The organism is Pseudomonas sp. AD21 (genome assembly GCF_002878485.1).
Classification (GTDB): domain Bacteria; phylum Pseudomonadota; class Gammaproteobacteria; order Pseudomonadales; family Pseudomonadaceae; genus Aquipseudomonas.
Genome location: NZ_NQYG01000050.1, coordinates 1 through 12757 on the forward strand (window position 1 = coordinate 1; position 12757 = coordinate 12757).

Sequence of the window (12757 nt, forward strand, 5' to 3'; positions counted from 1 at the left end):
TTTCGACCAGCCCGAATCCTCCATCCACCACCAATCTACTGTGGGAGTGAGCCTGCTCGCGATGGCGGTGGGTCAGTCGATGGCGATGTTGACTGGGCTGGCCTTATCGCGAGCAGGCTCACTCCTACAGGGGGTAGCGGTGCATGAGATAAAGGTTATTGCGCACCAAACATCGCGGTCCAGTAGATCCCGGCGCTACTCTTCGGGTCGGTTGCGTAGGCGGCGCCGAGTTCCTTGTATTGCGGGTTCATCAGGTTGGCGCAATGGCCGGGGCTGGCGAGCCAGCCGTCGACGACTTTGCGCACGGTGTCTTGCCCGGCGGCGATGTTTTCGCCCACCAGTTGGCCGCTGTAGCCGGCCAGTTCTGCGCGGTCACCCGGGGTGCGGCCGTCGCGGTCCTTGTGGTCGAAGTAGTTGTTGTTGGCCATGTCGCGGCTGTGATCCTGGGAGATGCTGCCCAGGCTCGCGTTCCAGGCCAACGGCGCTGCGGCGGCAAAGGCTTGACCACCGCATTGACGCGGCTGGGCGCGGGCGGCGTTGAGCTGTTCGAGCAACTTCTGGCCTTCGCTCTGCGCATCGCCCAGTTTCGCCGACAGCAACGGTCGCGCCAGCACAATGCGCCAGTCGCGATCGGCGCGGCTGACCCCGACATCGACGAACTGCGGATCCAGCACCACCTGACAGAAGCTTTCCTGAATTGCCTTCATCGCCGACGCCGCGTCGCGCGGGCCATTGAGGGTGATTGCCTGTACGTTGACCATCGGGTAGCTGGCGCTGGCCATGGCCTGTTGCAGATCGACCGCACCGGTGGCCGGCAGTCTCAGTCGAGGGTCAGCCGACAGCGGTGGCAATTCGTTGGACGCCTGGCTGCCGCAACGCTGTGGTTGGCTACGGTAGGCGTTGATCGACTCGATCAGTTGCGACTCGTCGGCAGCCATGGCCGAGACAGCCACGGCCAGGCCCACGGACAGCGCGGCAAAACGCAAAACGGATGGCATGAAGCGCATGGAAATCTCCCTTGAGCGGAATGCGCCCATGATGCGCGAAAGGCCCCCGGTCAGTGCAATGTCTTTTTCTTCATCGAGTGGGTTTTTCTGTGGAACGTTGCACCGGTATTTGCCGTCTACACTCTCCGAAGGCCCCGGAAACCGGGCATCTCACCGACGAAACACCTTGCCCGGACCGGGCTCAGCCGGAAGAACTGACATGGGATTGAAATGGTTGGCTGGCTGTTTCGCAGTAACCCTGCTGGCCGGTGTGGCGATGGCCACCGAGCAGGCCCCGATCAAGGCCAAGGCCGAAGAGAAAGCCCAAGTGCTGGAAGAAAAAGCCGCCGACAAGGTCAGCGCGGCCCCGGCCCCCAAATCCGAAGCGATCACCCCCACCGAAGTGCAGGCGGTCGACCCCGCCGGCTCAGCGCCGCTGGACGATCCGATCACCTGCCTGGCGCGCAGTATCTACTGGGAGGCCAAGGGCCGCGACACGCCGGAAATGCAAGCGGTGGCCAACGTGGTGATGAACCGCCTCGGCCACGACGGCTTCCCCGGTACGGTGTGCGAAGTGGTCAAACAGGGTTCGCAAACCAAGAGTTGCCAGTTTTCCTGGTGGTGCGATGGCAAGGCGGATCAGGTCAAGGAAGACGCCGAATACACCCTGGCCAAGGATATCGCCGGCAAGGCACTCAACCGCCAGTTGCCGGATCGCACCCACGGCGCGCTGTACTTTCATGATCGCAACGTGCACCCGAGCTGGGCCAGGGAATACCGAAAGACCGCCGAGGTCGGCAAATTCCTGTTCTACAAACCGGCCGGCGGCGAGGCGCGTTAGACGCAGACTTCGCGTACGCAATTGCGCAGCCAACGGTGCGCCGGATCGGCGTCCACTCTCGGGTGCCAGAGCATCGACACGCTGATCGGCGGCATCTTGAAGGGCAGGGAGAAACTGTGCAGGCCCGTGCGCAGTTTGCTGGTATGACGCTCCGGAACGGTGGCGATCAGGTCCGATTCGCGGACCAGTGTCAACGCTGCAGAGAAGCCACCGAATGAAGTGACGATATCCCGCGTCAGCCCCAAGGCGAGCAGCGCTTCGTCCACCGGACCACTGCTGCGCCCCCGGCGCGAGATGAGAATATGTTGGCCGCCGGCAAAGCGTTTGCTGCTGATCTTGCCTGCATTCAACGGATGGTCCTCGCGAACCACACCGATCCAGTGATCCTGAAACAGGATGCGGCTGTGCAGCGCCGGATCGGTGCTGTCATCGACCACACCGGTCTCCAGATCCACCCGGCCTTCACGCAGCAGCGTGCTGTCCTTGTCGGCTTTCTGCACAAACCGCAGGCGCACGCCGGGCGCCTCTTCAGCGATGCGCGCGAGCAGTGCGGCGGCGAAGGTTTCAACAAAACCGTCGGTATTGCGCAAAGTGAAGGTGCGCTGCAACTGGCCGGGGTCGAGTATCTCGGCGGGACGCAAGGCCGCCTCGGCTTCCTGCACCAGACCACTGACCCGCTCGCGCAACTCCAGCGCTCGCGGGGTCGGCACCAGGCCACGACCGGCGCGCACCAGCAACGGATCGCCGGTGGTTTCGCGCAGCCGCGCGAGGGCGCGGCTCATGGCCGACGGGCTCAGCCGCAGAATTTGCGCGGCGCGCGCGACGCTGCCTTCACGCAACAACACGTCGAGGGTGATCAACAGGTTCAGATCCGGTGTATTCATGACATGGCGTTCCATGCAGGTATCAAGTGCAAAGCATGCGTCTTGCGCCTTGCGTTGTCGAGACTCAGGCTATGCCGTCTGACCTTTGCACCAGGAGCGCCTGATGTCCGAATCCGCCTTGCCCCCCCAAGCCCGCTGGGCGCTGACCAGTCTGGCGCTGTCGATGTTGATGCCGTCGCTGGACACCAGCATCGCCAACGCCGGCTTACCGACTTTGGCGGCAGCGTTCGATGCGACCTTTCAACAGGTGCAGTGGATCGTGCTGGCGTACCTGCTGGCGGTCACCACGTTGATTGTCAGCGTCGGGCGGCTGGGGGACGGGATCGGTCGGCGGCGATTGCTGCTGATCGGCATCGGCATTTTTACCAGCGCTTCGTTGTGCTGCGCGCTGGCCCCGGGGCTGGGCTGGTTGATCGGCGCCCGGGCGGTGCAGGGCCTGGGCGCGGCGATCATGTTTGCGTTGACGGTTGCGCTGGTGGCGGATGCGGTGCCCAAGGCGCGGGCGGGCAGTGCGATGGGCTTGCTGGCGACGATGTCGGCCACTGGCACCAGCCTCGGGCCATCGCTGGGTGGTCTGCTGATCGCGCAGGTCGGCTGGCCGGCGATTTTTGTCCTCAACGTGCCGTTGGGGCTGCTCAATGCGTGGCTGGTTTATCGCTATCTGCCGGCCGATCGGCCGGCGAAATCGGCTGTTGCGTTTGACTACCTCGGCAGCCTGGTGCTGGTGTTGACGCTGGCGGCCTACGCACTGGCGATGACGCTCGAAGGCTACACGCTGATGTTGCTGCTGATCAGCCTGTGCGGCGCGGGGGTGTTTATCGGGGTCGAGATGAAAGCCAGGGCACCGCTGATTCGTTTGTCGTTGTTCGCCGATGCGCGACTGAGCAGCAGTCTGGCGCTGACGTTTCTGGTGACGACGGTGATGATGACCACGCTGGTGGTCGGGCCGTTTTACCTGAGCCGGGGCTTGGGACTGGGCAGCACCGTGGTCGGCCTGGCGTTGTCGGTGGGGCCATTGCTGGCGGCGTGCGGCGGCGTGCCGGCCGGGCGTCTGGTGGATCGCTTTGGCGCGCGGCGGGTGGTGCCCGGCGCGTTGCTTGGGCTGGCTGGTGGCTGCTGCTTGCTGGCGCTGTTGCCGACGCGTTTCGGCTTGGCGGCATACCTGTTGCCGATGGCGGTGATCGCCAGCAGTTACGCGTTGTTCCAGGCGGCGAACAATACCGGGTTGATGAGTACGGTCAGTCAGGCTCAGCGTGGCGTGGTCTCGGCCTTGCTCGGGCTGGCGCGCAATCTGGGCCTGATCACTGGCGCAGCGGTCATGGGGGCGGTGTTCGCATTCGCTACCGGGGACCCGACACAAGCCCCGGCCGAGGTCATCGGCAGCGGCCTGCACAGCACGTTCGGCGTGGCGGCGGCGCTGATGGTCATGGCCCTGATCGTCAGCCGAACCCGGATCACCTGTAGGAGCGAGCCTGCTCGCGAAAGCGCCGTTTCAGTCAACACCAAGGTTGACTGACAGGATCTCTTCGCGAGCAGGCTCGCTCCCACAATCAGATGAGGCGTGTTTGTCAGCTGGCGTGGGTACTCAAGATACTCGCCACTTGCTGCGGCTGGCAGTTGAGGTACGGCGAGGATTTCAGCCAGCGCTGGTCCGGGTACCAGGAAAACATGAACTGGCCGTCCTTGAGTTTATCGATCACCTGCCTCGCCACTTGCGGACGCACCGCCGGGCAGCCCTGGCTGCGCCCGATGCGGCCCTGACGCTTGCTCCACAACGGATTCACGTAGTCGGCGGCGTGGATCACGATGGCCCGGTCGCGCGCCAGATCATTGAAACCCGGCTCCAGACCGTCCATGCGCAGCGAATAACCGTGGGTTCCCTCGTAGCTTTCCTGCGTGCGGAACAGACCGAGGCTGGACTGGTAACTGCCTTCGCGATTGGAGAACTGGGTGGCGAAGTTTTCCCCGGAATTGGAGCCGTGGGCGACCAGGTCGCGCAGCACCAGTTTCTGTCTGCTCAAGTCGAAGATCCACAGCCGGCGCGCGGTGGAGGGCTGCGAATAATCGATGATCGCCAGGTGCCGGGACGGTTTCGCGCCATTGTTGACCGCGCATTGCATGGCGTTCAAGGCACCTTTCAGCGCCTGGGGATTGAGTTCCGGCGCGGCGTGGGCGAGGCTGGTCAAGAGAACCGGCGATGGTTTGCCGGCGGCGAAAGCTGGGCTGGTCGCCACGACGAGGGTCGCGGTGGTCAGCAGAAGTCGGCGCAAAAACGTCAACATTTATAAAGTGTCCTCACTGGCTACTTATTTGGCACTTTGGCTCCTGACTCCCAGTCATACCCGACAGACCCCTGATTCGGGCCTGACTGTTCAGCGCACCTGATGTAAGGTTGCCGTCATTGAGACGGCCATGGATTGGAGTAAAGCAGTTGTTCAAAAAGTACGCATGCTACTTGAGCATTTGTTTGCTCGCTGCGCCGTTTGTCGCTTGTGCCGACGAGGCACTGCCGCCGTTGCAGACCCTGCCGACGCCGCCGGCCGAAATGCCGGTCCAACCGCAAAGCCCGCTGCAAGCGGTACTGATCGGTTTGCCGCAGGCGTGCCCGGCGATTGCCGCGCACCTGAGCGGCCCGGCACTGACGCAACTGCAAGCATTCTATCAGCAGCAGGACTGGCTGCCGGTGTGGGCCAGCGAATCTGGGCGTTTGCCGGCCTTGCAGGGGCAATTGCAGCTGTTGGCTGATGATGGACTCAATCCCAAGCGCTACCCGGTGGCGGTCAATCCGCCGCAGGACGGCGAACTGTGCGCCGATATCGACATCACTCGCTATTACCTGCAGGCCCTGCAGGACTTGCATTACGGGCGCCTGCTGCAGTCGCATTTCGAGCCCTTGTGGCATGCCGACGACACCCCGCGTGATCGCCAGGCCGAATTGCTCGCGATCGCTGTACCGGGGCTGCACGACATCAAGGCCGCGTTCGATCTGGCGCGTCCGCGTCTGGCGCAGTACCAGAGCCTGCGTCATCTCTACGCCAGCCAACGCCAGCAAGCCTTGCCGCACTGGCAGTCGGTGGGCAACGGCCCGTTGCTGCGCCCGGCGATGGAGGACAAGCGCGTGCCGGAGTTGGCCCAGCGCCTGTTCAACGAAGGCTATCTGACTCACGCCATCGGCACCCCCGGCAATGCCTATGACGGGGTGCTGGTGGAGGCGGTTAAAAGCTTCCAGGCCAACCATTCGTTGCAGGCCGACGGGGTGGTCGGGCCGGGGACGATCGCCGAGCTCAACATCAGTCCGCTGACGCGCCGCGAACAATTGCGGGTCAACCTCGAACGCTTCCGCTGGCTGGCCCAGGACATGGAACCCAACGGCTTGCTGGTCAACGTCGCCGCTGCCGAGTTGACCCTGTATCAGAGCGGCAGGGCGGTCTGGCAGACCCGCACTCAGGTCGGCCGCGCCGAGCGGCAGACTCCGCTGCTCAAATCCCGAGTCACGCGCCTGACCCTGAACCCGACCTGGACCGTGCCGCCAACCATCTGGAAAGAAGACAAGCTGCCGGCGATCCGCAAGGACCAGACCTTCCTCAGCCGCCAGAACCTGCAAGTGCTCGACGCTCACGGCCAGCCGTTGGCCGCGGCGGACATCGACTGGGACAACCCCGGCAACATCATGCTGCGCCAGGACGCCGGGCCGCGTAATCCGCTGGGGCAGATGGTCATTCGTTTCCCCAACCCGTTTGCGGTGTACCTGCACGACACGCCGAGCAAAGCCCTGTTCGACAAAGGCCCACGGGCGTTCAGCTCCGGCTGTGTGCGGGTCGAGCACCCGATGCAACTGCGTGACCTGTTGCTGACCCCGGCGGAACGCACGCGCACCGACACCTTGCTCGCCACCGGCAGCACCCATGAATTTCGCCTGTCGGCCCCTGTGCCGATCCTGATGACCTACTGGACGGCGCAGGTCGGCAGTGACGGGCAGGTGCGTTACGCGCCGGACATCTACAGCCGTGACAGCGCACTGCTGGCGGGACTCGACGGGGCACACTGACCTCCAGTCATCCACATAACCCTGTGGGAGTGAGCCTGCTCGCGATAGCGGTGTGTCTGTGAAGTCGATGTCGTCTGTACATCGCAATCGCGAGCAGGCTCACTCCTACAATGAGTTTTGTGTGATTCCAGACGCTTACGCAGCGTCTAGCCCCAGTGTCCCCGCAATCCCATGGGGCGAGACTTCGGAACCCGGCATGCAAGCGCTGTTGAACGAGATTCTTGACGCGGTCCGGCCCCTGATCGGGCAGGGCAAAGTGGCTGACTACATTCCTGCCCTCGGCACCGTGCCGGCCAATCAGCTGGGCATTGCGGTGTATGGCAACGACGGCGAAATGTATTGCGCCGGCGACGCCGAGACGCCGTTCTCGGTGCAGAGTATTTCCAAGGTGTTCAGCCTGGTGCAGGCCATCGAGCATTCCGGCGAGGCGATCTGGGACCGTCTCGGTCACGAGCCGTCCGGCCAGCCGTTCAACTCGCTGGTGCAGCTGGAATTTGAACGCGGGCGTCCGCGCAACCCGTTCATCAACGCCGGGGCACTGGTGATCTGCGACATCAACCAATCGCGTTTCGCCGCGCCGGCCCTGTCGATGCGTGACTTCGTGCGGCGCCTGTCGGGCAATCCGCAGGTGATCGTCGACGGCAAGGTCGCCGAGTCTGAATACCAGCATCGTGCACGCAACGCGGCGATGGCGTACCTGATGCAATCGTTCGGCAACTTCCACAACGACGTCGAAGCGGTGCTGCGCAGCTACTTCAGCCACTGCGCATTGCGTATGAACTGCATCGACCTGGCGCGGGCGTTCTGCTTCCTCGCCAACGACGGTTTCTGCAAACACAGCGGCGAACAGATCCTTACCCGACGCCAGACCCAACAGGTCAACTCGATCATGGCCACCAGCGGTCTGTACGACGAGGCCGGCAACTTCGCCTATCGCGTCGGCCTGCCCGGCAAGAGCGGAGTCGGCGGCGGCATCGTCGCGGTAGTGCCGGGGCAGTTCACGGTCTGTGTATGGTCGCCGGAACTCAACGCCGCCGGCAACTCACTGGCGGGGATGGCGGCGCTGGAGATGTTGAGTTCGCGGATTGGCTGGTCGGTGTTCTGACCCGATTAGCCAAACACCGCAAAACCCTGTGAGAGCGGGCTTGCTCGCGAAGGCGTCGTGTCAGTTGATACATATTTCGCTGACCCACCGCCTTCGCGGGCAAGCCCGCTCCCACAGGGGAGATGTGGTGTTTCAGGCACGTGTGTTTCAGCGAAGAATCCGCTACATTTTCCGGCCGCCCCTCATATGGTGAATCCGCTTCATGTCTCTTGCGCTCGAACGTCTAGTCGCTGGCACGCCGATCCCTTTCGCTGGTAACCGCGTGACCGTGGTCAGCCCCGAACTGGCCGCGCGGTTTCAGCCCGGTGACCACCTGCTGGTCGAGCAGGTGAGCGGCGAGCTGTTGCTGATTCCGGTCGTTGATCAACAGGCCGCTGCGGTGGCGATCGAGCGTGCAGAAGCGGCGTTCAGCACGCTGTCGGCGGTGTCCGACGAGGCCATCAGCCGCTTCTTCGATCTGTTTGCACAACGTCTGGAAACCCCGGACTGCTGGCGCTTGATCGAAGCGGCGAACCTGGCCGACATCGAACGCGCCAAGGCCCGTGGCCGCTCCACCACCCGATTGCTCGCCGATGAGCGCATGCGCCGCGACATGACCGCCGGCCTGCGTGCCTGGCGGGATGCGCCGGCCACGCGTGGCAAGGTCATCAGCAGCGTCGAGCACGACGGCTGGAAGGTCGAGCAAGTGGTGTCGCCGCTGGGCATCGTCGCCTTCGTGTTTGAAGGGCGGCCGAACGTCTTCGCCGACGCCGCCGGCGTCTTGCGCACCGGCAACACCGCGGTGCTGCGCATCGGCAGCGACGCGTTGGGCACGGCGCAAGCGATCGTCACTCATACCTTGAACCCGGCGCTGGCCGAGGCTGGCTTGCCGGCGGGCGCGGTGTCGCTGGTGGAAAGCATCAATCACGCCGCCGGTTGGGCGATGTTCGCCGACCGGCGTTTGTCGCTGGCAGTGGCCCGGGGTTCGGGCCGTGCGGTCAGCCAATTGGGCAGCATCGCCCAGCAGGCAGGCACGGCAGTCAGCCTGCACGGCACCGGCGGCGCATGGCTGATTGCCGATCGTGACGCCGACGCCACGCGCTTCGCTGCCGTGGTGCGCAACTCGCTGGATCGCAAAGTCTGCAACACACTGAACGTCTGCCTGATTCAACGCGATCGCGCCACCGAACTGCTGCCGCTGTTCCTCGACGCCTTGCAACAGGCTGGCACCGCACGCGGGCAGGGCTGCAAATTGCACATCGTCGAAGGCAGTGAAAGCTACCTGCCGGCTGAATGGCAGAACTCGACGGTCGAGGTCTATCGCGCCGAGGGTTACCAGACCGAAGCCCTGGCTGAAGCGCTGGCGGAATCCGAGCTGGGCCGCGAGTGGGAATGGGAAGAAACCCCGGAAGTCAGCTTGATGATCGTCGACGACCTGGATCAGGCAATTGCCTTGTTCAACCGCTACAGCCCGCAATTCACGGTGTCGCTGATCAGCGAGGATGCAGTTGTTCAAGAGCGCTTCTACAACGCGGTGAATGCGCCGTTTGTGGGTAACGGGATTACCCGTTGGGTCGATGGTCAGTACGCGCTGAACAAGCCGGAACTGGGACTTTCGAACTGGGAGAGCGGGCGCTTGTTTGCGCGCAGTGCGATTCTTTCGGGGGATGGGGTGTTTACCGTTCGTAGTCGCATGACTCAGGTTGATCTCAGCGTAAAACGCTGAAAATGCCTCATCCTGGTTGATCCACACCGGTCCTGTGGCGAGGGGATTTATCACCGATGGACTGCGCAGCAGACCCAATCTCTTGGGGCCGCTGCGCGCCCCATCGGAGATAAATCCCCTCGCCACAAGTTCCTCTTCACCTCAGCGGATGTGATTCAGGCTGCTGCACTGGTGTTTGCCTGAATGGCGCAAGTCGCCGGCTGCTCAGCCAGCGGCACGAACGTGCGGCGGTCTGCCGACAGCGCATCGATCGAGCCTGTCTCGATGTCATACACCCAGCCATGCAGGTTCAGCAGGCCTTTTTCCTGGGCCAGGCGCACGCTCGGGTGGGTTTGAATGTTCGCCAGCTGCGCGATCACATTCTCGCGCACCATCGAACTCAATTTGGCCGCGTCATTGGCATGCGGGCGCGCCTCGTTCACCACTTTCGCCGACTCGGCATGTTGCAGCCAGCCGCTGACGGCGGGCAGGTGATCCATGCATTTGCACTTGGCAATCGCGGTCATCGCGCCGCAGTCGGAGTGGCCGCAGATCACGATGTCGGTCACACCCAGCACCGCGACTGCGTATTCCACCGTCGCCGAAACCCCGCCCGGATGCGGGCTGTAGGACGGCACGATATTGCCCGCGTTGCGGATCACGAACAGCTCGCCGGGTTCTTGCTGGGTCAGCAGTTCCGGGACCACGCGGCTGTCGGAACAGGTGATGAACAAGGTCCCGGGATGCTGGGTGGTCGCCAGGTGTTTGAACAGTTCGGTGCGTTGCGGAAAGGCTTCGTTCTGGAACTTCAGGAAACCGTCGATCAGGGCTTTCATGGGTGTGTCCTCTTGGATGCAGGGCGGTAGGCCCGCACGCAAAGGCATGCGGGCCGGTGCAGATCAGAACGGACGCAGCGGCAGGAACTTGCCGTCGAGGGTGACCACGGCGCGGGAGCCGCCTTCCGGGTCTTCGACTTTCTTGATGTCGAGTTTGAAGTTGATGGCGCTGATGATGCCGTCGCCGAACTGTTCATGCACCAGGGCTTTGAGGGTGGTGCCGTAGATCTGGATCATCTCGTGGAAACGGTAGATGGTCGGGTCGGTCGGCACGCCGGCGAGGCTGCCGCGCAGCGGGATGATCTGCAGGGCGGCAACGGCGTCGGCGTCCAGTTCAAGTTTGTCGCCGACCACTTGCGCGGCGTCTTGCGGCAATGGGTGTTGGCCGAGCAGGGCAGCGGTGACGTAGGCCAGGCTCAGGCCGGTGTCGTCGGCCAGATCCTGCCACGACAGACCTTTGCGTGCCTTGATGTCGAGAATGCGGGTGGTCAGGGCCAGGCTGGCATCGTTGTAGGCGTGGGACTGTTGCATGGTGTCACTCCTTTCAAGGTTGGCTTGCTGTGTGGGAGCAATCTTCTGCCGATTGATCCATAGCGTCCAAGACCGATATAAAATGCTTCGCATAAGTCCTGCCTATAGATGGTGAATCCCATGTTGCTGCGACATTTGCGATATCTGCTGGCTGTGGCCGATCACGGCGGTTTCACCCGGGCGGCGGAGGCCTTGCACGTGTCGCAGCCGACCCTGTCGCAACAGGTCCGCCAACTGGAGGAAACCCTGGGAGTGAACCTGTTTGATCGAACTTCGCGTACGGTCAAACCCACCGATGCCGGCGAGGCCTACATCGAATGTGCGCGGCGGGTGCTGGTGGAGCTGGAGGCGGGCAAGCGTGCGTTGCACGACGTGAAGGACTTGTCGCGCGGCAGCTTGCGCCTGGCCATGACCCCGACGTTCATGGCCTATCTGGTCGGGCCTTTGGTGCGTGATTATGCGGCGCGGTTTCCCGGGATTCATCTGCAGATTTTCGAGCTGTCGATGGACGATATCGAAGCGGGGCTGGCGGACGACTCGCTGGACATCGCCATCGCTTTTACCCCGGTACGCAACCCGGACATCGAGTGCATCCCGGCGTTTACCGAGACCCTGGGGATCATGGTCGGGCGTGAACATCCGCTGTACGAAAGCACCGCGGTGCTGACGGCGAGTGATCTGGCGCAACTGGATTTCGCCTTGCTGGCACCGGACTTCATCACGCGGTTATCGATCGATGAGTATTTCCGGCAGCGGGGGATTACGCCGCAGGTGCGGATCGAGGTGAACTCGGTGAGTACGTTGCTCGAAGTGGTGCGCCATTCGCCAATGGCGACGATGTTGCCCGAGGCGATTGCTATCGAGGACCGGGCACTGCGCCGGCTGCAGGTCGAGAACGAAGCGCCGCAGCGCGGGGCGGCGTTGTTGCGGCGCAGGAACAATTATCACAGTGCCGCGGCGCTGGCGTTGGTGGAGTTGGTGCTGCAAACGAAAACTGCACCAACGACATAGTCCCCCTGTGGGAGCGAGCTTGCTCGCGAAAGCGGTGTGTCAGTTGATGTGATGGTGACTGACACGGCCCATTCGCGAGCAAGCCCGCTCCCACAGGTTTGCGGGTTGGCTGCAAATCTTGTTCACACCACTGGACCCTGGAGTGAGCCTGCTCGCGATCACGTTGGTTCAGACACATCAGTATTGAATGACCTACCGCTATCGCGAGCAGGCTCACTCCTACAGGGGATGTGGTGGGGCTGATAAATAAAAAGGGCCTGCTTCTGCTTCTTATCAAGAAGCGGGAAGCAGGCCCTTTTATTTATTGAAGTTGTAAATCAGTAGAAGCGGTCAATTACCCGAACTTCATTGTTGTTCTGCATCGAGTCCCACGCCTGTTTCAGCGTCTGCAGGACATTGCCGATGAAGTCTCGGTCGGCCGCGGCTTTCTTGCCGACATAACCGTGGCCGCGGCGGTACATCTTCAGGCGGGCCAGCAGGTTCTGGTGGTTGCGGTCGAATTCGTCTTCACCAGCGTGGGGCGACAGGCAGTCGATATGCACCTGACCCGACTTGCTGATCCAGAGAATGTGACTGTCGTGGCTGTCTTTTTGCGCAGCGAACATACGAGCCAGTTCTTCGATAGTAGGTTGATTGTTCAGATTCATGATGTTTGCCCCTTGACCAGTCTGGTGATCTTTCAAAGTTGATTCGCTAATACAGGTAGCCCATCGGTTAGTTGATCCCTGGCACCGAAACCAGGACGTCAGCGGTCGCCCGTGAGAAGTACGGGGTCATGCGTCTGTTGCATGTAGTCGTGTTGAATAACTGCTACGCAATAGCGTCACAACG

Annotated in this window: 12 protein-coding genes; 6 read left to right on the forward strand and 6 right to left on the reverse strand. The window is 62.7% G+C overall.

The genetic code is table 11. The annotated features are described in order from the left end of the window. Positions 1-155: 155 nt before the first annotated feature. Positions 156-1007, reverse strand: a complete 852-nt coding sequence (locus PseAD21_RS22600; protein WP_102357940.1) for a CAP domain-containing protein — start codon at positions 1005-1007, stop codon at positions 156-158. A gap of 199 nt (positions 1008-1206) precedes the next feature. On the opposite strand from PseAD21_RS22600, the gene PseAD21_RS22605 reads away from it, so the two are divergent. Continuing rightward, complete coding sequence (locus tag PseAD21_RS22605; protein ID WP_102357942.1) at positions 1207-1827, forward strand: cell wall hydrolase; 621 nt, start codon at positions 1207-1209, stop codon at positions 1825-1827. On the opposite strand, the gene PseAD21_RS22610 is transcribed toward PseAD21_RS22605, so the two are convergent. Continuing rightward, positions 1824-2711, reverse strand: a complete 888-nt coding sequence (locus tag PseAD21_RS22610) for a LysR family transcriptional regulator (protein ID WP_102357943.1) — start codon at positions 2709-2711, stop codon at positions 1824-1826. The genes PseAD21_RS22605 and PseAD21_RS22610 overlap by 4 nt on opposite strands. 103 nt (positions 2712-2814) lie before the next feature. On the opposite strand from PseAD21_RS22610, the gene PseAD21_RS22615 reads away from it, so the two are divergent. Further along, positions 2815-4227: an MFS transporter gene (locus PseAD21_RS22615; RefSeq protein WP_102357945.1), complete on the forward strand. Its 1413-nt coding sequence runs from the start codon at positions 2815-2817 to the stop codon at positions 4225-4227. 52 nt (positions 4228-4279) lie between these two features. Here the strand turns inward: PseAD21_RS22615 and PseAD21_RS22620 are convergent, their stop codons facing one another. After that, complete coding sequence (locus PseAD21_RS22620) at positions 4280-4993, reverse strand: murein L,D-transpeptidase catalytic domain family protein (RefSeq protein ID WP_102357946.1); 714 nt, start codon at positions 4991-4993, stop codon at positions 4280-4282. A 149-nt stretch (positions 4994-5142) separates the two neighbouring features. Between PseAD21_RS22620 and PseAD21_RS22625 the strand changes: the two genes are divergently transcribed. The 3 genes from PseAD21_RS22625 (at position 5143) to PseAD21_RS22635 (ending at position 9569) form a co-directional block, all read left to right on the forward strand. Continuing rightward, on the forward strand, positions 5143-6759 hold the full coding sequence (locus PseAD21_RS22625; RefSeq protein WP_102357948.1) for a murein L,D-transpeptidase: 1617 nt from the start codon (positions 5143-5145) through the stop codon (positions 6757-6759). A 196-nt stretch (positions 6760-6955) separates the two neighbouring features. Further along, a complete protein-coding gene (gene glsB, locus PseAD21_RS22630; RefSeq protein WP_102357949.1) occupies positions 6956-7864 on the forward strand; it encodes a glutaminase B in 909 nt (302 codons plus the stop codon). Positions 7865-8066: 202 nt separating this feature from the next. Next, complete coding sequence (locus tag PseAD21_RS22635) at positions 8067-9569, forward strand: aldehyde dehydrogenase family protein (RefSeq protein WP_102357951.1); 1503 nt, start codon at positions 8067-8069, stop codon at positions 9567-9569. Between the two features lie 155 nt (positions 9570-9724). Here the strand turns inward: PseAD21_RS22635 and PseAD21_RS22640 are convergent, their stop codons facing one another. Both PseAD21_RS22640 and cynS read right to left on the reverse strand, forming a co-directional pair. Continuing rightward, entirely contained in the window at positions 9725-10384 is a 660-nt protein-coding gene (locus tag PseAD21_RS22640) for a carbonic anhydrase (protein ID WP_102357952.1), read from the reverse strand. 63 nt (positions 10385-10447) lie between these two features. Continuing rightward, positions 10448-10915 carry a cyanase gene (gene cynS / locus PseAD21_RS22645; protein WP_102357953.1) on the reverse strand — a complete coding sequence of 156 codons (468 nt, stop codon included), beginning with the start codon at positions 10913-10915 and terminating at the stop codon, positions 10448-10450. 120 nt (positions 10916-11035) lie between these two features. On the opposite strand from cynS, the gene cynR reads away from it, so the two are divergent. After that, a complete protein-coding gene (gene cynR / locus PseAD21_RS22650; RefSeq protein WP_102357955.1) occupies positions 11036-11926 on the forward strand; it encodes a transcriptional regulator CynR in 891 nt (296 codons plus the stop codon). 317 nt (positions 11927-12243) lie between these two features. Here the strand turns inward: cynR and PseAD21_RS22655 are convergent, their stop codons facing one another. Next, a complete protein-coding gene (locus PseAD21_RS22655) occupies positions 12244-12573 on the reverse strand; it encodes a hypothetical protein (RefSeq protein ID WP_102357956.1) in 330 nt (109 codons plus the stop codon). Between the last annotated feature and the right edge of the window lie 184 nt (positions 12574-12757).